The organism is Bradyrhizobium sp. C9 (assembly GCF_002532045.1).
GTDB lineage: Bacteria > Pseudomonadota > Alphaproteobacteria > Rhizobiales > Xanthobacteraceae > Bradyrhizobium.
On the sequence record NZ_NWTG01000018.1, the window covers coordinates 95,337 to 116,117 of the forward strand.

The following is a 20,781-nucleotide window of genomic DNA, read 5'->3' on the forward strand; positions in this document are numbered from 1 at the left end:
CAGACGAGGCATCCATGACAAAACTCACCGCCCAGGCCGCAGGAACCTTTGCGATCGCGCCGACCCCGTTCCACGACGACGGCCGCATCGACGAGGCATCGATCGACCGGCTGACCGATTTCTACACCGAGGTCGGCTGCGATGGCGTCACGGTGCTCGGCATTCTGGGCGAGGCGCCGAAGCTCGATGCCGTGGAGGCGGAGCAGGTCGCGCTGCGCTTCGTGAAGCGCGCCAGGAAGCTGCAGGTGATCGTCGGCGTCTCGGCGCCGGGCTTTGCCACGATGCGCTCGCTGGCGAAGAAGTCGATGGATGCGGGCGCCGCGGGCGTCATGATCGCGCCGCCACCGCATCTGCGCACCGACGACCAGATCACGGGCTATTTCAAGCAGGCGCAGGAAGCGATCGGCGACGATATTCCCTGGGTGCTGCAGGACTACCCGCTGACGCTCACCGTCGTGTTCACGCCGGCGGTGATCCGCAAGATCGTGATGGATTCGCCATCCTGCGTGATGCTCAAGCATGAGGACTGGCCGGGCCTGGAGAAGATCTCCACCTTGCGCAACTTCCAGAAGGACGGCTCGCTGCGGCCGCTGTCGATCCTGGTCGGCAATGGCGGCCTGTTCCTCGATTTCGAGATGGAGCGCGGCGCCGATGGCGCGATGACCGGCTATGCCTTCCCCGAACTCCTGATCGACGTCGTCAACCTGTCGAAGGCGGGAAAACGCGACGCCGCGCATGATCTGTTCGACGCGCATCTGCCCTTGATCCGCTACGAGCAGCAGCCGGGCGTTGGCCTGACCGTGCGCAAATACGTGCTGCAGAAGCGCGGCATCATCTCCTCCAGCGCCCAGCGCAAGCCCGGTGCGGTCATCACGCCGCAGGCGAGGGCGGAGGTCGACTATCTGCTCTCCCGCGTGGCGCGCGTCGATCGTCGCGCCAATCTGCAACCGCAATCCAGTGCAGCAGGATAATCATGACCGAGATCGTTGCCCCGCGCCTTGCGTCGACCGTTTTGCTGCTGCGTGACGGAACGCCATCCGAAATCGAAGTCTTCATGATGGTCCGCCATCACCAGATCGAGTTCAACTCGGGTGCGCTGGTGTTTCCGGGCGGCAGCGTCGACAAGAACGACAAGGAGATCGCCGCCGATCCCGCGCTGTATTCCGGTGGGGAAGGGCTCGACGGCGACGCGCTCGGCTTCCGCATCGCTGCGATCCGCGAGACGTTCGAGGAGAGCGGCATCCTGCTGGCACGCCCACAGGGGTCGAAGGATCTGGTCGACGCCGGGCGTGCGAACGAGATCGCGACCGCGCATCGCGCGGCGTTGAACGAAGGCAAGATCACCTTCCTCAAGGTGCTCACGGACAATGGCATGGTGCTCGCACTCGACGAGCTCATGCCGTATGCGCACTGGATCACGCCGGAGGGCATGCCGAAGCGCTTCGATACCTGGTTCTTCCTGGCCGCGGCGCCCCCCGAGCAGCTCGGCGCCCATGACGGCAAGGAATCGACCGACTCGATCTGGGTGTCGACGCGCGAGGCGCTGGAGGGCGGCGAGACCGGCCGCTTCAAGCTGCCGTTCCCGACCACGCGCAATCTGATCAGGCTCGGCAAGCAGCCGAACGTCGCTGCCGCGCTCGCCGACAGCAAGGGCAAGTCGATCGTCGCCGTGATGCCGGTGATGACCAAGACCGCCACCGGCCGCCAGCTCCGCATCCCCAAGGAAGCCGGTTACGACGGCGAGGTGTTCGACGTCGGCGCGATGGGCTGAGGTCGCCCGCGCCGGCGCTACAAAACTTCGGCCTCTATCGAAGTATCACCTCCAGAAGCTCGCTATAACCACGTCGGTCACCGCGCTGGGCCAACCGCCCGGCGCCAAAGGAGCCGACGTGCAAGTCTCTTTGAAAGCGCCAATCTCTGACGAAGCCCATCTGACGCTGCCCGGCAGCGACGACACGCTGTTGCTGCGGCACTGGCCGGGCAAGGGCGATCCCGTGCTTTACGTTCACGGCGCGACGTTCCCGTCGTCGCTGTCGGTCGGCTATCGCTTTGGCGGAAAATCCTGGGCGGACGACCTCAATGCCGCCGGCCTCGACGTCTGGGGTTTCGATTTCACAGGCTTCGGCGGCTCGAGCCGGCCGCGGCCGATGGCGATGCCCGCGAGCGGGGTCGCGCCGTTCGGCCGAGCGCCGGAAGCCGCCGTTCAAGTCAGTGCGGTGGTCGATCACATCCGCAAGACGCGCGCCGGTGTGCCGGTTCATATCGTCGCGCATTCATGGGGCACGACGGTGGCCGGCCGCTTTGTTGCCGACCGTCCTGACGCCGTCGGCCGCCTCGTGCTGTTCGGGCCGATCGTCCGGCGGGAGCTGCGCGGGTTGCCGCTCCCCGAGAGCATCGGTGCATGGCGCGAGGTCACGATCGCGGATCAATTGAAGCGATTTGTCGAGGACGTCCCGCCGTCGCATCCGCCGGTGCTGATCGAGCCTGACCTTGCCGAGTGGGGTCCGGCCTATCTGGCAAGCGATATCGGCGCGGCCGGACGCAACCCGCCGGCGGTCCGGATTCCAAATGGACCGCAGGCCGACATCATCGCTGCGATGTCGGGGCAGCTCGCCTACGATCCACGCCGCGTCCAGGCTCCCACGCTGATCGTCCGCGGCGAATGGGACAACCTTTGCCAGGGTGCGGATGCAGCCTGGCTGACACAGGCGCTGGGCGCCTCGACGAAAGCCGATGTCGTCGTGCCGAGGGCAACGCATTTGATGCATCTTGAACACGGGCGGGAAGGTCTGTTTGCGGCGACCACAGCCTGGCTTGCAGGGAGCGCGTCGTGAGCGGCCCCGCCACTGATGCGCGCCAACCTAACATGGGCTTCGAGCTGGCGCTGCTGCTCGCGCTCGCCACCCTCTGGGGCGGCTCCTACACCTTCATCAAGCTCGGCGTCGCGACCATCCCGCCGATCACGCTGATCGCGGCGCGCACCGCAATCGCCGGGCTCTTGCTGCTCGTCATCATGCGGATGCGCGGCGTGACCATGCCGACGGACGGCGCGACCTGGCGCCGCTTCATCTTCCAGGCCTGCCTCAACAGCGTGATCCCGTGGACGCTGATCGCCTGGGGCGAACGCTTCGTCGATGCCGGCCTTGCCACCATCCTCAATTCGGCCTCGCCGATCTTCACCTTCCTGTTCACGGCTGCGATCACGCGCCACGAGGCCGCGAGCCCGCGCAAGCTGCTCGGGGTGATTGCCGGCATGGCCGGCATCTGCCTGATCGTCGGCGTCGACGCATTCCGCGATCTCGGGGAGGGCATCGTGGCCGAGGTCGCGATCGTCGCCGCCACCATCTGCTACGCCTGCGCCGCGATCTTCAGCCGCGGCTTCAAGGGGCTCGATCCGATGGCGCCGGCCGCCGGCTCGCTGGTCGCGGGCGCCGCGGTCCTGATTCCGCTCAGCCTCGTTGTCGAGCGGCCCTGGACGCTGACGCCGTCGACCGGCTCACTCGCCGCCTTGCTGGCGCTTGCCGTGTTCTCGACCGCGATCGCCTTCGTGATCTACTTCCGCCTGATCCAGACCCTGGGCTCGGTCGGCACCACCGCGCAGGCCTATCTGCGGGTGCCAATCGGGGTTGCGCTCAGCGTCGGTTTTCTGGGCGAGCGGCTGAGCCCGACGGCATGGCTCGGGCTTGCCTGCGTCGTGATCGGCGTCGCCGCGATGACGATTCCGGCTCGTAGGACTGCTGCGGCCTGAGGTCATCACCCGCGATGACAATTCCGGCGCGGACGACCGCCGGCGGCTGATGCCCTGTCTCCCGAAACCGGCTGCCGGCGGGATCTCCCGGGATGCGTCAAGGAGACGGGCGTCCCGTCGGACCAGGCTTGATGCCGCCCTGTGCCGGAATCGGCCATCGGCGGCCCCCGGGTGACACAGGTCACACCTCCGGTCGGCCCGGCCTTTCAGCATGTTTCCCCAAAGCCCGTAATTTCCCGTATATTGACGCGCATTGGACCCCGGCCTTGATGACATGACCGCTGAATTGCCGCCGAATTCGCAAGCGCCGCGTGCGTTCTCCCTCTCGATTGGCCAGCTCACGTTCGGCAGCTTCCTGCTGGTGCTGGCTGTGATCATCATCACGTCCACGGCCAGCGTGATCGCGATCCGGCACATCGATACGACCTTCGCCGAGCTGCAGCGGCTGCAAAGCGTCGGCGACATCGCCGAGGACATCGACCGCCGCACCAACGAGCTGCGGCTGGCGGCGCGGGACTTCGTCACCGAGCCCGGCAACCAGTCGGCCCAGGTCGCCGAGGCGGCCCAGTCGCTGAGCGAGATCCTGAAGAAGACCCGGATCGAGCTGGCGCCCGAGCAGCAGGACATGATCGACGGCGTCACCCAGCGGCTGGCGACCTATCGCAGCGGGATCGAGCGCATCTCGGCGCTGCTCAGCCGCCGCGCCGAGATCGTCGCCGGGCTGCCGCCGCTGCGCGAGGCGTTTGACAAGGCGGTCGACGCGAGCAATGACGCGGCGCTGGCCAACACGCTGTCGCAGACCCAGAGCCGCATCGCCACCGCGCTCCTGGCGCACAACACGTCGGCCGCCGAACAGGCTGCGCAGAGCATGCGGGCGATGACCATCGCCGATCCCACGCTGCGCGGCGCGGTCGACAATTATGCCGAGGCGATCAGCGCGATCTCGGTGCGCGAGGGTCAGATCGCCGACATCGACCGCGAGGTGCTCGGCGCCGAAGGCCGCCTGATCCAGAAGGTCACCGAGCTGTTGCGCGAGCTCAGCTCGCGCCGCGGCCATGTGCTGTCGCGCGATTTCGCGCGCACGCTGGCTGAGGCAAAATGGCAGAGCATCGTGCTCGGCACCGCGGGAGTGCTGATCGGCCTGTTCGCTTCGGTGCTGGTGGTTCGCCGCACCGTTCGCCCGCTCGCCAGGATCGCCGGATCGATCCGCAAGGTCGCGGGCGGCGAGAAGAGCGCGTTCATTCCGGGCGCCGACCTCGACAACGAGATCGGCGACATCGCGCGTGCCGCCGAAGTGTTCCGCCAGACCCTGGTCGACGCCGACAGCGCGCGCGAGGCCGCGCTGCGCGCACTTGCCGAGCAGCGGCTCGCCGAGGAGAGCTACCACAAGCTGTTCGAGGCGTCGGTCGACGGCATCTACGTCACGACGCCGGGCGGCGCGCTGCTCAACGCCAATCCGGCGCTGGCGCGGATGATGGGCTATGCGACGCCGCAGGACCTGATCAATGGGATCGGCGACATCGCCTCCACCGTCTATGTCGATCCGGCAGCGCGCCAGCAGTACCAGCAGCTGATGCAGCGCGACGGCACGGTGCGCGATTACGAGTACCAGGTACGCTCGCGGGACGGCACCGCGCTGTGGCTGTCCGATTCGGCGACCGTCGTGCGCAACGACGAGGGCGAGGTGATCCGCTACGAGGGCACGGTGCGCGACATCACCGACCAGAAGCGCGCCGAGGATGCCATCGCCGAAGGCCGCCGGCTGTTGCAGATGGTCATCGACACGGTGCCCGCCGTCATCAACGTCAAGGAACGCAATTTGCGCTACGTGCTGATGAACCGCTACATGGCGGGCATCTTCGGCATCGAGCCGCAGGACGCGATCGGTCAGACCACCGCCGAGCTGATGTCGCGCTATGGCGCGGCCAAGACCGATGAGAACGACAAGCGCGTGCTGTCGGCGCGCCGCGAGCTTGGTTTTTACGAAGAGGAGTACAAGGACGCCGCCGGTAACATGCGGCAATGGCTCGTCAACAAGCTGCCGATCCTCGATGCCCAGGGCGACATCGAGAACATCGTCACGGTCGCGCTCGACATCGGCGAGCGCAAGCGGTCCGAACAGGAGATGCGCAAGGCGAGGGATTCGGCGGAAGCTGCGCTGCGCAATCTGCGGGAAACCCAGAATTCGCTGATCGAGGCCGAGAAGCTCGCCGCGCTCGGCCGCCTGGTGGCCGGCGTCGCCCATGAGGTCAACAATCCCGTCGGCATCAGCCTCACGGTGGCCTCCGCGCTGGAGCGCAAGACCGCGAACTTCGCGACCCAGGTCGAGCGCGGCGATCTGCGCCGCTCGAGCCTGAACGATTTCCTGAACACGGCGCGGGATGCCTCCTCGCAGCTCGTCGCCAATCTGAACCGCGCCGCCGAGCTGATCCAGTCGTTCAAGCAGGTCGCGGCCGACCGCAACTATTCAGACCAGCGTACCTTCGATCTCGGCGACCTCACCGAGCAGGTGGTGATGAGTCTGCGGCCCGGCCTGCGCAAGCACAATCTGACGCTCAACGTCGATTGCGAGCCGAACCTGATCATGAATTCCTATCCCGGACCGTATGGCCAGGTGCTGACCAATCTGTTCCTCAATGCGGTCGCGCATGCGTTCCCGGACGGCAAGGCCGGCGAGGTCGAGATCCAGGTGCACGCCTCCGGCAACGACTATGTCGAGGTGATCTTCGCCGACAATGGCTGCGGTATGAGCCTCGACGTGCGCCGCCGCGCCTTCGATCCGTTCTTCACGACGCGGCGCGACCAGGGTGGCACCGGGCTCGGGCTGCACATCGTCTACAGCATCGTCACCAATCGCCTCGGCGGCCGGCTCTCGCTCGATTCCGCGCCCGGCAACGGCACCCGCATCCAGATGATCCTGCCGCGCGTCGCGCCGCTGGAGCAGGCGGCGGAGTAGGAGGCGCCGCGAGTTCGCTCCTACCCCGTCGTCCTAAGGTGCGAGCCTCTTCGGCGAGCCTCGAAGGATCGACGGCCACCAACCGGGCCGCGCACCCTTCGAGACGCACGCAAGAGCGCGCTCCTCCAGCGACAAAGGCGAAGCCATTGCGCGGGGGTGACGGGTCGGGGAAGCGCGGCTGCGATGGCGAGATGACCAATATTCGATCGGCATCGATCGATGCCCGAACGGCATTGGACCATCGACGACAACGCTCCTACGGCTCGCTAGCCGACCCGGCGATCAACGGGCGGTACGGGCAGGGAGGACAACATGATTTCACGGCGCAATCTGGTGGCCGGCATCGGCGCGGGCATGGCGAGCGCAGCGGCCGGCCGCGCCATGGCGCAGTCGTTCCCGTTCAAGCCCAATCAGCGCTATCCGGATCCGGCCGTCGAAATCCTCGATCCGGGTTTTGCCAAGTACCGGCTCTACAGCTCTACGCTGGAGCAGGTCGCGACCGGCATGCGCTGGGCGGAAGGGCCGGCTTATTTCCCCGAAGGCGGCTATCTGCTGTTCAGCGACATCCCCAACAACCGCATCATGAAGTACAGCGAGAAGGACGGCAGCCTCAGCGTGTTCCGCAGCCCGGCCAATTTCGCCAACGGCAACACCCGCGACCGCCAGGGCCGGCTCGTCACCTGCGAACATTCGGTGACGCGGCGGATCACGCGCACCGAGAAGAACGGCAAGATCACCGTGCTGGCCGACAGTTTCGAAGGCAAGCGCCTCAATGCGCCGAACGACATCGTGGTCAAATCGGACGACACGATCTGGTTCACCGATCCGGTGTTCGGCATCGCCGGCGAGTGGGAGGGCTTCAAGGCCAAGCGCGAGCAGGACAACACCAATGTGTTCCGGATCGGCACCGACGGCAAGCTCACCGCCGTCATCACCGACCTGGTCAATCCCAACGGGCTGGCGTTCTCGCCGGACGAGAAGAAGCTCTATGTCGTCGAGTGGAAGGGCACGCCGAACCGCAGCATCTGGAGCTACGACGTCAATTCCGATGGCTCCGTCGGCAACAAGACTAAGCTGATCGACGCCGCCGACCAAGGATCGCTCGACGGCTTCCGCGTCGACCGGGACGGCAATCTGTGGTGCGGCTGGGGCAGCAACGGCGCGCTGCAGTCGGAGCCTGTCGAGACGGGCGGCCACAGGGTCTATCAGCTCAAGGGCAAACCTGAGGATGTCGACGGCGTCATGGTGTTCAGCCCGCAGGGCAAGCCGCTCGGCTTCATCCGCCTGCCAGAGCGCTGCGAGAACCTGACCTTCGGCGGACCCAAGAACAACCGCCTCTACATGGCGTCATGCCATTCGATCTACGCGCTCTATGTCGAGGCGCACGGCGCGACGTGAGGCGGCGTTTCCTACGGCGTCATTGCGAGGAGCGTTAGCGACGAAGCAATCCATCCTTCCGCTTGCGGTCCGATGCTTCGCTTCGCTCGCAAAGATGGGGATAGAGAGACGCCGCTCCTATCCGACATCCCGGGGATGACGGGCCTGATGACTCTGAGGCTCTAATTGATATCCGCGAGCCAGTGCAGCGTGGCGCCGAAGATCAGGCTCGCCTTGCCGACCAGCGCCGTTCCACTCATGGTGCCGCGGGTGTCGGTGAAGGTGCCGGAGACGCCGATGCCGACCGGCGCGGGCCCGCCGAACAGCGGATTGTCGGTCTCGCGCGGGGTGGTGTGGCGTTGCACCAGGACCTCGCCTTTGAACGCGTCACCCTTCACCGTGTAGCTGCCGGTGTAATACAGATAGGCATCGCCGCCGAGAATTTGCCCGTCGCGGAAGAGAATCACTCCGCTGCCCTTGCCGACGCGTCCGTCCAGCAGGGTGACGTGGATTGAGTACAGCCCGTTCTTCATAACGTCCCATGTACCGGCTGCCGCGCCCGCAGCAATCCGGATTGGTTTTTTATGCCAAAGCGAGCAACCTCGTGCAATGCGGCAGGTTGATTCCGGGGGTGTCCGGAGTGACCGTGAACCCTCGGTTCCTGCCAGTCGGTGTGACGGCGCGATGACAGCGGACCGTTTGCGCGAATCGGACTGGCCCGCGAAATGCATAGCTCTGGTTGCACTGGCCGGTGAGTGCTGGAGCGAACACATGTCAGACTGGACTGAATCGGGCGGCCGTTTGGCGCGCCCTCGCAATGCCGATGGAACTTGGGCCCGTCGTGCGGGCCGTGTAATGGTGTCTCTCGGGCTGATGACGCTGGTGTTGGCCGCGGCCGTGGAAATCGCGCGGGCGCGCGATCCCGATGGCCGCTACGCCAATTCACCGCTCAAGGAATGGTTCGACGGTCTGCGCAGCGGCAAGGGGCCATGCTGCTCGGATGCCGACGGCAGCGCGGTCAGCGACGTCGATTGGGAATCGAAGGACGGGCACTACCGCGTGCGTCTCGACGGAGCCTGGGTCGACGTCCCAGACGAGGCTGTGGTCACCGAGCCCAACCGGGTCGGCCGCGCCATGGTCTGGCCGATCAAGAGCTACATGGGCGTGACGATCCGCTGCTTCATGCCCGGCAGCATGACGTAGCGGAACGGTCGTCGCTCACACGTATTTCTTGTCGCGCTCGAGCAGCTCGATCGAGATGCCCTGCGGGCCGCGGATGAAGCAGATCCGCACACCGGGGCGGATCGTGGTCGGCTCCTTGGTGAACTCGACGCCCTTGGCCTTGATCTCGGCCGCGACCGCGTCGATGTCCTTCACGGTCAGCCCGAAGTGGTCGAGCCCCTGATACGGCGTCACCGGCGGGGCGTTGACGCCGTCGCCTTGCGTCACCTCCGCGATGAACACCTTGGCGCCGCCGAGCTGGACGTCGATGCGGCCCGGCCCGCGGATGATCTCGCCGCCGAGAATGTCGCGCAACCACGTCGCAGTGGCCTCGGGATCGGGGCTGCGCAGATGGACATGGTCCCAGGTAACGACGGGCATCGCGGTCTCCTTGTTGTTCTCGCGTGAGCTTGGGTGCGCGGCATTCGCTCTCGGGCGGCGCAAATCTAGCGAGCGCTCCGTTGGGATACCATCCCTCCGTGATGCCAGCCGCAAGATTGTCGTCCTGCTGTGAAACCATTGCGGCCGTCGGTGATTGTTCTCGCGTGGCCGCTCGACCTGCGGCCGCCCCGGAGGCCGCACGCTGCGATGCTTGCGGCTTCCCTGCTGGGTGGCGGCGTGATCGGGCGTCGAGGGTGAGGGCACCAGGATGCGGATCGGCTTGGCGTCGTTTCCAAAGCTTGCCGGCGGACGTCTAGGTGAGGGCGGCCTTTACGCCAGCATGCTGCTGTCGGTGATCGCGGTCGCCGGGATTGCGGCGTGGCTCATGCTGCCCGAGCCGAGCGATGCCGGAGACCAGGATGTCTGGCCGCTGCCTTCCGCCGTCATCCGCACCCTGCAGGAGGCATCGACCAGGGCGCAGCCTACAAACCAAGCCGTAAAGGATGCGCCAGCCATCCCGGCAGATGAGCCCGCCACGGTCGGCGTGGCGACCGCCACGCCGCCGGCCGAGGCGGTTAAAGCGTCCGAGCCCAGCACCGAGAGATTGCCGCTAGACCGGCTGCGGATCGCCTCGCAATCCTGGCGGCGCGGCGGGCTGGGTTCGAAGATGCTGGTCACCCTGACGCTGCGCAATGCCAACGATTTCGCGGTGAAGGATATCGAGATCGCCTGCGCCTTCATCCGCAGCGACGGCAGCCCCGTGACCGAACGCAAGCGGCTGATCCCGGACACCATCGCCATGAAGAGCCGCAAGACCTATCCGCAGATGCTGATCGGGTTCGTAAACGTTAACGCAGACAAGGCGAAATGCACGGTCGTGACCGCCAGCCGTGCCTAGAGCACTTTCGGTTCTGATTTCATCAGAAACGAAGTTCTAGCTTTTTGTTTTGACGTGTTTTCTTCACGCGAACCGGTACCCACTTCGCTCGAAAACGCTCCAAACTTGCATCCCGAAAAAGTGACCGGGAATTGACTTGTCGGGTGAACCGTAACGGCCAGGCAGGAACTAACTAATAAGCCGACCGTTAGAGAACGACCCGGAAGCGCGGGATGGCGACTGTCCGGGTGATCATGCGCAGACGATGAGTCCGTTGCGCGATGACGGATGTCGTCGCGTCGAGTTGAGCCGCGCCCGTAGCGCGGGGGGAGCACCCAAAATGCCTGTGGCGCGTTATTTCCTGTTCGTTGGTGGCGTGCTGCTCGCGCTGCTGTTTGTCGTCAATGCGATCGTCCCGCAGGAGGCCGTGGTCGCCAGTCAGGGCCAAGGGCTGTCGTCGCCCGGCGTCGACAACAAGACCATGGTACGCATCAAGTCGACCCAGAAGCTGCCGGAGCGGGTGGTGTACGACACCAACCTGCCGACCATCGTTCCGTCGCAGGTGAACGCGGTTGCCGCAGCCACCCCGCCGGCTGCCAGCGATGCGTCCGCGCAGGCCCGTGTCCGGGACACGTTCGCCCAGTTCATTCCGTCGGAGAGGGCTGACGCGCAGAAGGGCGCGGTTGTGGCCGAGGCGAAGCCGGCCGAGCAGCCGGCGCAGGCGCCGAAGAAGCGCAAGATTGCGCGCAGCCATACCCATTACCAGCAGCCGATACGCCTGGCCCAGCCCGGCATGTATCAGCCTTACCGTGTGGCGCAGCAGCAGCCGCGCATGGGCTTCTTCGGCGGCTTCGGGACCTGGTAGACAACGAGACGCCGCAATCGGAAAATGACGCGCCGCCGCAAATACTTGCGGCGGCATTTTCATGTCCGCGAGATCGGGCGGGCAACCGGTTACGGAAGGCGTCCCGGTGACCGGAACCGGTTAGCGCGGCAGGCGTGGAATCTTGTCGGCGAAGCCGTTGTAGCAGGTCAGCCGCTCGTCCTCTTCCTTGACGAACCGGCAATCGGCGACCCCCTTGGCAGGGGCTGCCTTCGGCTTGGGCTGCGGCTTGAATATCTCATCGTAGCACATCAGCCGCTCCTTGGTGGCGTCGTCGATGTCCTGACAGGCCTGGAGCTTCTGCGCGACCGATTGCGGCTTGCCGGGTGCAGCCTTCTCGCCCTTCTTGGCCGCCGATTTCTTGCCGACCTGGACCAGCGGCTTGTCGCCGACCATCGGCTGCGGGGCCGCCGCCGGCTTGTCGGCGGCGGGAGGGGGCGTGGTGGCTGGAGCGGTGCCTTGAGCAAGCGCGGCAGCCGGGCAGAGGAGCGCCAGCGCGAGGATGATATGTCTCATGATGAAAATATCCGAAGTGGCGTGATGACCGGAAGGATGGCGCCGGGGATCGGAAAAGCCCGGCAAGCGCCGAGACTTATCGCAAGTTCTGTCCGAATCCTACCCCCGGAGGGGGTCCACCTCGCACCGATCCACCGGCAAGAGCAGGGGCAATTCGTCGCCGGTTCGGCCGCAAGGGAGCGTGATTTGCGTTTGCCGGGCCGGGCGGCTATGACGGCGCCATCTGCGCGACTGGCGCTTGGATGGACCACCATCGGGGAGCGCAGAGACTGAACGCCGCGCGCCTGGGCACCGCTTCGAAACGGAGGTGCCATGACGGCGAACATTCTTGATGGGCATGTGCATGCCCAAATTGTCATCGACAAGGTTGCGAGCGAACTGGACCGGCTGCCCCGCGCGCCCGGGCTCACGGTCGTGCTCGTTGGCTGTGACCCGGCAAGCCAGATTTACGTGCAGAGCAAGGTCCGGATGGCCGAGCGGCTTGGCCTGCGCGGCGAGGTCGAACGCCTGCCGGATGATGCCAGCGAGGCCGATCTGCTTGCCAGGATCGACGCGCTCAACGCACGCGACGACATCGACGGCATCCTGATCCAGCTGCCGCTGCCGGCGCATATCGACGCCTTGCGCGTGATGGCAGCGGTCGATCCCGCGAAGGATGTCGACGGCCTGCACGCGCTCAACGCGGGCCGGCTGTTCCACGGCGACGATGCCTTGGTGCCGTGCACGCCGCTCGGCTGTCTCAGGTTGATCAAGTCGATCCGGCCCGATCTCACCGGCGCTCATGCCGTGGTGATCGGCAGCTCCAACATCGTGGGCAAGCCGATGGCCGCGCTGCTGCTGCAGGAGCAGGCGACCGTGACGCAGACCCACATTCATACGCGTGGCATCAGCAAGATCTGCCGTCAGGCCGATATCCTGGTCAGCGCGGTGGGGAAGGCGGGCCTCGTGCGCGGCGACTGGATCAAGCCGCAGGCCATCGTCATCGACGTCGGCACCACGCGCGTCGAGAAGCCGGACGGCGGCTACGCGGTCTGCGGCGACGTCTTGTTCGACGAAGCGGTGCAGGTCGCCGGCGCGATCACGCCGGTGCCCCGCGGCGTCGGCCCGATGACGATCGCCTGCCTGATGGAGAACACGGTGAAGGCCGCGAAGGCGAGGGCGGCCCGGCTGCAATAGCAGCAGGGCGAGACGCGAGCGGCGGGTGCCGCTCGCGTGGTTTCCGCGCACCCGGAGCCGGTGCGCGGAGTTCATGACCCCGGGGGTAATGGAAAGTCCGCAGCCTTGGTCTATCGTCGCGCGACAGACGGAGGCGCAGCGATGCTGTATGCGGAAGATCTCACCGAGGGCCAGACATTCCAGCTCGGCACCTACACGATCGGCGAAGCCGAGATTCTGGAGTTCGCCGGCAAATATGATCCGGTGCCGATCCATACCGATCCCGTCGCGGCTGCGGCTGGCCCGTTCGGCGGCCTGATCGCGAGCGGCTTCAACACCATTGCGATCTATCAGCGGCTGGTTGTGGAGGCGATCTGGACCAAGGTGGCGGGCATCGTCGGGCGCAGCTTCGAGATTCGCCTGCCGAGCCCGGTTCGCCCGGGAACCACGCTCACCGGGCAATCCCAGATCCAGAAAATCACCATCAGGCCGGAGCGGCGCGATGCCGTCGTGATCTTCAAGACCGAGCTCGTCAACGACGAGCAGCGCCCTGTGCTCGTCCTGGTTCTCGATGCGCTGATCCGCCTGCGGCCGCTAGAGCAGGGGCGGACGTAACCTCCGACCGGACCGAACTGGCTGCCCGGCGATGCTGCGGCTAGCATGGCAAGCCTGCGCCGGAGTGCGGCGTATCAATGAGGTCGCGTTGATATGCCGGGCTGCCGGGCGGCTGGTTCGTCGAAACGGTGTCAGACGGGTGGTGTGGGCGTGAAGCGCAGCAAGCAGACGCGCGGCGAGATCGAAGCCAAGCAGCGCAAGGCTGAGGAATGGCGTCGCACGCTGGCACAACGCGCCGCCGAACGGCAGCGCCTGCGCGACTACAAGATCGCGCTGGCGCGCGACGAGGTTGCGGTGGTCGCGAGCCAGCTCGCGCCCTCGAACAGCTATTCGATTCCTGATTTCGTCGAACGCGGAACCTATCGGCCCGAGCCTTTCGTCTGCAAGGATTGCGGCGTTGCCGAGGTCTGGACGCCGTTGCAGCAGAAATGGTGGTACGAGACCGCCAAGGGCGAGGTGTTCACCAAGGCCGTGCGCTGCCGGGCCTGCCGCGCCAGGACGCGCGCACGCAAATCTGCGGCGCGCCGCGTGCATCTGGAAGGGCTCGCCACGAAGAAGCCTTCCGCGACGTAGCGAGCGGGTGCGCCTGACCTGGCGCCACACTTCACGCAGCGATGGATGTGGAACCCCGGATGCAGGCGGTCAATGCGTCGCGCGTGCGGAACGTTTCGTTGCCTGATCGGTTCGAGACTTCGAAGCCTCCGGCAAGGGGGTGCGGGCGGGGAGGAACCAGCCAAGGAATCCATTCAAGGAAACCATTCAAGGCCGGAACCAACAAGAAGGAGCAGCGGATGAAGCTTAATGCCACGCAGGTCAAGCAGACCATGACGCAACTGAACGCCCAGGTGCTTCCGGATGATCATCCGGCGGTCGCGCAACTGAACAGCGTGTTCGGCGAGCACACATTCTTCGTCGACACTAGCGGGCTCAAGGTGCTCGAACCTGCCCAGAGCTCCGACATGGCGGGGCAGACCGGCGAGGTGGTGAGCCTTGCCGAGTGGAGCGATCCGGAGCTGACGTCGCTGCGGCCGCACGAGCCCGAACCGACCGGCGTGCTCATCACGCTCGAACCCAGCAAGCACTAAGCGATTCAATCAGATCATGCTCTGAGTGCCGCATCGGGCGGCACCGCAATCGGCCTTCTTGATGGCGACAGTCTCCAACGTCACATCAAGAGGTGCCGAAAGTCACATGGCAAATCAGCGCCGCCTGCGTATGCATCGGTTCGAGATGGGTATCCAGGCGGTGAGGGCCAGATGGGGATCGTGCGGCGCTGGAGCTCTGACGAGGACGACAAACTCAGAGAACTCGCCAGGGCCGGTAAGAACGCTCTCGAGATCAGCAACGAACTGACCCGCAGTGCGTCGGCCGTGCGCCGGCGCGCCGAGGTGCTGTCGGTCCTCATCATGGCCAAGGCGTTTCGCGCGCGCCCCTCGCATGTCGCCACCCATCTCGAGCGGGTCGCGATCGACGCGATCCGCAATCGCCGTTCGTTTCCCGCGGGCGTCGGCCCCAGCACCATTGCCGGAATGATCGAGAAGGGCTGGATCGTTCCGGAGTTGGGGCGCCGATATCGCGTCACCGATGCCGGCACGGAGGCGGTGCGGCGGAAGATCCCGAGCGGGTGAAGGCAGCGCAGCAACGGTTCGTACTAGCCGGACTATTTGGGGCCGGCTGCAAGATTCTCCGCCCGAGACCGATGTCCCATCCGTTCAATCATCGGAGGCGCGACGACCGGGGTCTCCGCGTGTCCCTCCAGCCGTCCGTGTGATTGCGCCGATGCTCAACGCCCAGTTTGCTCCAGCCGACCGGTACCAGCGCTTCGCCGATCTTGCGCCGTTCGTTCGTGAGGCGATCGGCACCATCGCGGCATTGACCCCGACGCAGCGGCTGGACGTGGAATACCTCGAACGGGAATTCATCCCTGCGCTCGGCCTCAACGACGAGCTTCTGCGTGAGCAGCCGCCGGAGCTTGCGCCGTATTTCGGCAGGGGCCTCCACCTCTGGCAGTATCCGAACCAGCTCGCGCCGTATCTGGCCTGGCTCGCGGGCAACGCGTCCGGCATTTCCTCCTATATGGAAATCGGCTGCCGCTGGGGCGGCATGTTCATCCTGGTTGCGGAGTGGCTAAGGCACAGCGGCGCCGATCTCGAGACCGTAATCGCACTCGATCCGATCGCGCCGACGCCCTTCATCTCGACCTATTTCGATCTGCTGCAGGAGCAGGCCTCTATCGAGCCGGTCTACATACAGGACTTTTCAACATCACCGCTGGTCGGTGCGCATGTCGACCGGCTCAAGCCCGATTTCGTCTTCATCGACGGCGATCACAGCCTGCGCGGCGCGCTGCAGGATCACCTGCTGGTGCGCTCCCACGCCAGCATCATCGTGCACCACGACATCCATTCGCAGGCCTGTCCGGATACGACGCTGCTGTGGAAGGCGCTGAAGGAATTCGAAGCACCTGGCTTCGATGCGTTCGAATTCATCAGCCAGTATCCGTCCGTCAATGGCTCGTTCCTCGGCATCGGCGCGATGAAGCGGCGGTCCGGGCAGACCTAGAAGCGGCGACCGCGATCACGCGTTCACCGGCCGGTCGCCGAGATTGAGCTTGCTCTTGTCGCCGCCGGCCCACGCCAGTGTCTTCGGGTCCATCACGCGGAACCAGAGCGGCGGGATCGCAGCAAGGCCGAACATGCCGGTGTAGCCGTTCGGCAGCCGCGGGATGTCGTCGAAATCGCGCAGCGATTGGTAGGGACGCATCGGGTTGGCGTGGTGATCGGAATGCCGTTGCAGGTGGAACGTCATCAGGTTCGAGACGATGTGGTTGGTATTCCAGGAGTGGCGCGGCTCGACCGCCTGGTAGCGGCCGCTCGGCAGCTTTTCGCGCAGCAAGCCGTAGTGCTCGACATAATTGGCCTGGGTCAGCGCGTACCAGCCGAGGAAATGATGCGCGACGATGAACGGCGCGACCTTCCAGCCGAACAGCGCAATCAGAATGGCCGCGACGACGATCGTGAGCGCAAAGCCCTGCAGGATCTCGTTGTTGACCGACCAGACCGGCTCGCCGCGTCGAGTCAGCCGTTCGGCCTCATTGCGCCAGCCGCGCTTGAACGCGCCCGGCAGTTCACGCGTCGCGAACGCATAGATCGATTCACCGAACCGTGCGCTGGCGGGATCTTCCGGCGTTGCGACCCAGGTGTGATGGCCGCGATTATGTTCGACGCGGAAGTGGGCGTAACCCACCGCGCAGTTGGCAAGCATGCCGAAGAAGATGTTGAGTCGGTCAGCCTTGTGGCCGAGCTCGTGCCCGATCAACAGCGCACCGCCATTGATGGTGCCGACGCCGAGCAGCAAAGCGACGTAGGACCACCACGGCAGGTCCTGCGTGCCGAAGAAGGCGATCAGGGCAACGTAGTTGATCCAGGGAAACACCACGGTGATGCGCGCAAGCCGCAGATAATAGGGATCGGCCTCCATCGCGGCGACCACTTCGGCCGGTGGATTGTGGGTGTCTTCGCCGAACAGGACGTCGAGCAGCGGGATCAGGATGAAGATGAAGACGAACGGAATCAGCGTCACCAGCGGATTGTGCGTCCGCAGGAAGAGCCAGTAGGACAGCAGCGGGATCAGCGGAGGGATGAACGAGAGCATCCACAGATAGCGCTTGCCGTCCCGGTAGGTGATCGTTTCGCCAGCGGCATTGGTGCCCGTGAAGATCATCGCATTCCCTCCAGCATTCCTTGTCGAGGCGGCGTTCGCCGTTGTTGTCCCGAGGATGCCGCGAGGCGGGCCTGCGCCGCCAGTTCCCAACAGGCCAATTTTGTGGCATTTTGCGCCAAGCGGCTGGACGTTCGCGAGGGAGGGCGCCAAGGCAATGCAGGGATCGGAGGCCGATGCCCTTCGCACGCCGGTGTCCGTCAGCTATGCGCGGGCGCTGGTGCGGGCGTTCGGCAAGACGCGGGGCGAACGCGACGAGCTGCTGCAGGGCACTGCAATCCAGCAGGACGTGCTCGACCAGCCCGGCGCTCACATGCCGGTGTCGTCGCTGGTGATCCTCGCCGCCAACATCACGCGCCGGCATGGCGAGCTGTGGCCGTTGTCGGCCGCGGCGGTCTGGTCGACATCACTGCAAGGGGCGCTCGATGTCGCGACCAGGACGGCGCCGACCATCGCGGATGCGCTCAACACCGGCGCGCGCTTCGGGTCGACCCGCGCGCCCTTCATCCGCAACCGGCTGCACACCACGCCGCGCTCGATCCAGATTGAAATCTCGCCTGCGGTTGCCATGGAGGGCGCGCTGTGGCGCGCCGTGGCGCTGGCGGTCAGCCTCAACGTGCACGCGGTCTATGCGCAGCTGCTGGAGGATGCGATCGACCAGGCGACCCTGCAGTTTCCCTGGCCGCCGCCGGCGGGCGCGGAGCGGCTGATGCAGCATTATTCCTGCGCCGTGAAGTTCAACGCCGCCACCTTCATCTTCGATGTGCCGAAGGCGTTGTGCGCGCGGCCTTCGCCGTTTGCGGATCCGGAATTGCACGCCAAGGCGATCGAAGCGCTCGAGGAGATCGAGAAGCCGCGCTCCGACACCGCGGCGCTGGCGCGGATGGTCGAGAGCCTGATTGCGGCGCGGCTGCCGCAGCGGCTCGGCGAGGAGGAAGCCGCGCGCCTCGTCGGCACCTCGCGGCGGACGCTGGTGCGGCGGCTGGCGGAGGCGGGCTGCGCCTACCGGCCGCTGCTCGACGGCGTGCTGCGCGAACGCGCCCGGACAATGCTGGCGGCCGATTCACAATCGCGCGACGAGATGGCGGCCGCGCTCGGCTATACCGACGCGACGAGCTTCAGCCGCGCCTGCCGGCGCTGGTTCGGCGAGAAGAGTTTGCGCAGCTAGCTCAGCGGCGCGCTCTGGCGCGGCTGCGCAGGCTCTCCACCTTGCGACAAAGGTTGGGTGGATGGCCGATCGTCGCGCTGGCGCTTCGAGGTCCACGCGAAAAACGGGTAGGCCAGGAGCGCCAGATAGCTGGAGGGCATTGGATGATCGACGCCGAATGCCGTGGGATCCTGCCCCTTCGGAAGGTAGGAGCTCCCGAACAGCACATCATAGAACGAGAACAGCCCGGCGAAGTTCTTGTCCCTGGCTGCCGCGTCGCTGCTGTGGTGCCAGTGATGAAATTCCGGCGACACCAGGACGTGGCGCAAAGGTCCATAGTTCAAGCGGACGTTGGCGTGAACCAGCCAGGCCTGCCAGTAGTAAACGAGCAGGTAGGTCGCGATCGATTCCGTGGAGAAGCCGAGCGCGTAAAGCGGAAACAGCGCGCCGGCCTTCATGAACATCACGTCGAGCGGGTGCTGATGAATCGCAGCGAGCCAATCCAATTCCTCGACCGCGTGATGAACGGAATGGATCTGCCACATGGCGGGCACGACGTGCAGGATGCGGTGCGTCCAGTAGACGCCGAGGTCTGCGATCAGGATCACAAGGGGCACTTGAACCGGATACGGAAGATCGCCGATCGCCTTTGTCACTGCCGCAGGCAGGATCGATTGATTGACCAGAATGGCCGCCGTCATGATGGCGATCACGCCGGCCAGCACCAGCCCGGCGTTGATGAACAGGAAGGCCATGTCGGTCAGCAGGCCACGCCTGAAAATCTTCTGAGGCCTCGCAGCGAACAGTCGCTCGAAAGGCACGAAGATCAAAACCGCCAGCAAAAGCTGAGTCAGTCCAAATAAATCGCGCATTCAAAATGGCCACCTGAAATGGCGGTAGCCTATCACCTCGGCTCCCAACAGCGTCAAGCGGAAGGAAAGCGCACCTCAGAGGAGCGTTAATCGGCCCGGTTCCAGGTCGCCGGGCGCGGCAGGAAACCAAGCAATCGATCTGGCAAGTTCAATTGATTTGGGTGGTGCGCCGGTGGCGCGCTCGGAGAGATTCGAACTCCCGACCCTCGGAATCGAAATCCGATGCTCTATCCAGCTGAGCTACGAGCGCGTTGCGGGTCGATTATCAGACTTGGGCTGTCGGGGCCAGCATGGACGGCGCGGCGTCCGCGCGTCCCGCCGGCCTTCCTTTGAGCTCAGAAGCAGGGATGCCGGCGACGATCCTGGCCGACATAGGCGGCCGAGCCCTGGTAGCACTTGTTGGTCGACGGGCCATCGTAATAGGCGAAGCTGCCGGCGGCCGGGCCCGGGCCGTAATTGTGCAGATAGCTGATGTGGTAGGGCAGGCCCCAATGCGCGTGGTGGTGATGCCGGTGGTGGCGCGGGGTGGCCGAGAGGTCGGCCGCGGCAGCCGGGGTGAGGGCCGGGATGGCCAGGGAAACGGTCACGGCGAGGGCGGCGAAAAGCTTGGTCTTGGTCACTGGCGGCCTCCTTGCATTCACGCTGGAATCGGCTTCCATGGCCGGTCCAAGGTCCTCTAGCGCTTCATTTAACCCGGAATCCGGCCAAAAGCTGCGGGAAATCAGTCACAGCGCGCCAAATTTTGCCTTTTTGGGGATGCTTAACGGATTGCCAACACAGTCCGGCCAGAGTCTTGCGGTCAGGTCCGCCCGGGCCGCCTTTCCCTCGGTTTCGAACATTCCATGCGCATCACGCCCCTTGTCGCTTTGCTGCTCTCGGTTCTGGCGGTTACGCCAGCGCGGGCCGTTCTGCACATTACGCGCGACCATGGCGGCTATGTCGAGGAGTACAAGACCAAGTACAAGCAGATCCGCGACCGCCGCGAGCGCGTCGTGATCGACGGCATCTGCAATTCGGCTTGCACGCTGGTGTTCGGCATCGTGCCGCTGAACAAGATCTGCGTGACGCCGAAGGCCAGCATCGGCTTCCACCAGGCCTATTACGACAAGGCCTTCACCTTCGGCATCAAGGTCACCAGCCTCGAGGGCACCTCCGACTTGATGTCCTATTATCCCGACACGGTGAAGGACTGGATCCGCCGCAATGGCGGGCTCACCACCGAGATGAAGAAGATCAAGAACGGCGTCGATCTCTGGAAGATCGTCGATCCCTGTCCGGAAGAGTGGTAGGCGCGGGCGCTCGCGCGCTCCGGA

At 65.4% G+C, this 20,781-nt stretch carries 23 protein-coding genes, 1 tRNA gene and 1 riboswitch; of the genes, 17 read left to right on the top strand and 7 right to left on the bottom strand.

The genetic code is table 11. The annotated features are described in order from the left end of the window. The first annotated feature begins 14 nt into the window (after positions 1 to 14). From CO675_RS28560 to CO675_RS28585, 6 genes are all read left to right on the top strand, one after another. Complete coding sequence (locus CO675_RS28560) at positions 15 to 971, top strand: dihydrodipicolinate synthase family protein (protein WP_097675121.1); 957 nt, start codon at positions 15 to 17, stop codon at positions 969 to 971. 2 nt (positions 972 to 973) lie between these two features. Next, positions 974 to 1,771: an NUDIX hydrolase gene (locus CO675_RS28565; protein WP_097675122.1), complete on the top strand. Its 798-nt coding sequence runs from the start codon at positions 974 to 976 to the stop codon at positions 1,769 to 1,771. A 118-nt stretch (positions 1,772 to 1,889) separates the two neighbouring features. Further along, positions 1,890 to 2,834 carry an alpha/beta hydrolase gene (locus CO675_RS28570; protein ID WP_158231324.1) on the top strand — a complete coding sequence of 315 codons (945 nt, stop codon included), beginning with the start codon at positions 1,890 to 1,892 and terminating at the stop codon, positions 2,832 to 2,834. 32 nt (positions 2,835 to 2,866) lie between these two features. Continuing rightward, positions 2,867 to 3,748: a DMT family transporter gene (locus CO675_RS28575; RefSeq protein WP_097675124.1), complete on the top strand. Its 882-nt coding sequence runs from the start codon at positions 2,867 to 2,869 to the stop codon at positions 3,746 to 3,748. A 274-nt stretch (positions 3,749 to 4,022) separates the two neighbouring features. Next, the gene (locus tag CO675_RS28580; RefSeq protein WP_097675125.1) at positions 4,023 to 6,704 is read left to right on the top strand and encodes a PAS domain S-box protein; all 2,682 of its coding nucleotides are present in this window, start codon (positions 4,023 to 4,025) and stop codon (positions 6,702 to 6,704) included. A 312-nt stretch (positions 6,705 to 7,016) separates the two neighbouring features. Continuing rightward, positions 7,017 to 8,102 carry an SMP-30/gluconolactonase/LRE family protein gene (locus CO675_RS28585; protein ID WP_097675126.1) on the top strand — a complete coding sequence of 362 codons (1,086 nt, stop codon included), beginning with the start codon at positions 7,017 to 7,019 and terminating at the stop codon, positions 8,100 to 8,102. Between the two features lie 161 nt (positions 8,103 to 8,263). Here the strand turns inward: CO675_RS28585 and CO675_RS28590 are convergent, their stop codons facing one another. Continuing rightward, on the bottom strand, positions 8,264 to 8,614 hold the full coding sequence (locus CO675_RS28590) for a GrlR family regulatory protein (RefSeq protein ID WP_097675127.1): 351 nt from the start codon (positions 8,612 to 8,614) through the stop codon (positions 8,264 to 8,266). 238 nt (positions 8,615 to 8,852) lie between these two features. Here CO675_RS28590 and CO675_RS28595 point away from each other — a divergent pair, with 238 nt between their 5' ends. Continuing rightward, positions 8,853 to 9,284 (top strand): hypothetical protein, encoded by a 432-nt coding sequence (locus tag CO675_RS28595; RefSeq protein ID WP_502693417.1) that lies wholly within the window; start codon positions 8,853 to 8,855, stop codon positions 9,282 to 9,284. Positions 9,285 to 9,299: 15 nt separating this feature from the next. On the opposite strand, the gene CO675_RS28600 is transcribed toward CO675_RS28595, so the two are convergent. Further along, positions 9,300 to 9,683: a VOC family protein gene (locus CO675_RS28600; protein ID WP_097675182.1), complete on the bottom strand. Its 384-nt coding sequence runs from the start codon at positions 9,681 to 9,683 to the stop codon at positions 9,300 to 9,302. Between the two features lie 340 nt (positions 9,684 to 10,023). Between CO675_RS28600 and CO675_RS28605 the strand changes: the two genes are divergently transcribed. Together CO675_RS28605 and CO675_RS28610 are read left to right on the top strand one after the other, a co-directional pair. Next, complete coding sequence (locus tag CO675_RS28605) at positions 10,024 to 10,581, top strand: hypothetical protein (RefSeq protein ID WP_143279160.1); 558 nt, start codon at positions 10,024 to 10,026, stop codon at positions 10,579 to 10,581. Positions 10,582 to 10,900: 319 nt separating this feature from the next. Further along, a complete protein-coding gene (locus CO675_RS28610; protein WP_097675129.1) occupies positions 10,901 to 11,425 on the top strand; it encodes a hypothetical protein in 525 nt (174 codons plus the stop codon). Positions 11,426 to 11,545: 120 nt separating this feature from the next. On the opposite strand, the gene CO675_RS28615 is transcribed toward CO675_RS28610, so the two are convergent. Next, positions 11,546 to 11,959, bottom strand: coding sequence for a hypothetical protein (locus CO675_RS28615; RefSeq protein ID WP_097675130.1), 414 nt, complete (start codon positions 11,957 to 11,959; stop codon positions 11,546 to 11,548). A 217-nt stretch (positions 11,960 to 12,176) separates the two neighbouring features. Beyond that, a riboswitch (ZMP/ZTP riboswitch) is annotated at positions 12,177 to 12,256 on the top strand. Between the two features lie 15 nt (positions 12,257 to 12,271). Between CO675_RS28615 and CO675_RS28620 the strand changes: the two genes are divergently transcribed. The 6 genes from CO675_RS28620 to CO675_RS28645 all read left to right on the top strand — a co-directional run bounded on the left by CO675_RS28620 (position 12,272) and on the right by CO675_RS28645 (position 16,291). Next, the gene (locus tag CO675_RS28620) at positions 12,272 to 13,135 is read left to right on the top strand and encodes a bifunctional 5,10-methylenetetrahydrofolate dehydrogenase/5,10-methenyltetrahydrofolate cyclohydrolase (protein ID WP_097675131.1); all 864 of its coding nucleotides are present in this window, start codon (positions 12,272 to 12,274) and stop codon (positions 13,133 to 13,135) included. Between the two features lie 141 nt (positions 13,136 to 13,276). Beyond that, complete coding sequence (locus CO675_RS28625; protein ID WP_097675132.1) at positions 13,277 to 13,729, top strand: MaoC/PaaZ C-terminal domain-containing protein; 453 nt, start codon at positions 13,277 to 13,279, stop codon at positions 13,727 to 13,729. A 150-nt stretch (positions 13,730 to 13,879) separates the two neighbouring features. Next, positions 13,880 to 14,302: a zinc-ribbon domain containing protein gene (locus CO675_RS28630; protein ID WP_198964776.1), complete on the top strand. Its 423-nt coding sequence runs from the start codon at positions 13,880 to 13,882 to the stop codon at positions 14,300 to 14,302. A 218-nt stretch (positions 14,303 to 14,520) separates the two neighbouring features. Further along, positions 14,521 to 14,814: a hypothetical protein gene (locus CO675_RS28635; RefSeq protein ID WP_097675134.1), complete on the top strand. Its 294-nt coding sequence runs from the start codon at positions 14,521 to 14,523 to the stop codon at positions 14,812 to 14,814. A gap of 171 nt (positions 14,815 to 14,985) precedes the next feature. After that, entirely contained in the window at positions 14,986 to 15,357 is a 372-nt protein-coding gene (locus CO675_RS28640; RefSeq protein ID WP_097675135.1) for a hypothetical protein, read from the top strand. A 151-nt stretch (positions 15,358 to 15,508) separates the two neighbouring features. After that, complete coding sequence (locus CO675_RS28645) at positions 15,509 to 16,291, top strand: class I SAM-dependent methyltransferase (protein ID WP_097675136.1); 783 nt, start codon at positions 15,509 to 15,511, stop codon at positions 16,289 to 16,291. 15 nt (positions 16,292 to 16,306) lie between these two features. Here CO675_RS28645 and CO675_RS28650 read toward each other — a convergent pair whose 3' ends face one another. Continuing rightward, positions 16,307 to 17,452, bottom strand: a complete 1,146-nt coding sequence (locus tag CO675_RS28650; protein ID WP_097675137.1) for an alkane 1-monooxygenase — start codon at positions 17,450 to 17,452, stop codon at positions 16,307 to 16,309. Between the two features lie 154 nt (positions 17,453 to 17,606). Between CO675_RS28650 and CO675_RS28655 the strand changes: the two genes are divergently transcribed. Then, the gene (locus tag CO675_RS28655; RefSeq protein WP_158231325.1) at positions 17,607 to 18,617 is read left to right on the top strand and encodes a helix-turn-helix domain-containing protein; all 1,011 of its coding nucleotides are present in this window, start codon (positions 17,607 to 17,609) and stop codon (positions 18,615 to 18,617) included. On the opposite strand, the gene CO675_RS28660 is transcribed toward CO675_RS28655, so the two are convergent. From CO675_RS28660 to CO675_RS28670, 3 genes are all read right to left on the bottom strand, one after another. Continuing rightward, the gene (locus CO675_RS28660; RefSeq protein WP_097675139.1) at positions 18,614 to 19,468 is read right to left on the bottom strand and encodes a sterol desaturase family protein; all 855 of its coding nucleotides are present in this window, start codon (positions 19,466 to 19,468) and stop codon (positions 18,614 to 18,616) included. The two genes, CO675_RS28655 and CO675_RS28660, sit on opposite strands and share 4 nt — an antisense overlap. A 173-nt stretch (positions 19,469 to 19,641) precedes the next feature. Then, positions 19,642 to 19,718, bottom strand: a tRNA-Arg gene (locus tag CO675_RS28665). Between the two features lie 85 nt (positions 19,719 to 19,803). Next, positions 19,804 to 20,088, bottom strand: a complete 285-nt coding sequence (locus CO675_RS28670; protein ID WP_097675140.1) for a hypothetical protein — start codon at positions 20,086 to 20,088, stop codon at positions 19,804 to 19,806. A gap of 222 nt (positions 20,089 to 20,310) precedes the next feature. On the opposite strand from CO675_RS28670, the gene CO675_RS28675 reads away from it, so the two are divergent. Beyond that, the gene (locus CO675_RS28675) at positions 20,311 to 20,757 is read left to right on the top strand and encodes a hypothetical protein (protein ID WP_097675141.1); all 447 of its coding nucleotides are present in this window, start codon (positions 20,311 to 20,313) and stop codon (positions 20,755 to 20,757) included. Positions 20,758 to 20,781: the final 24 nt, after the last annotated feature.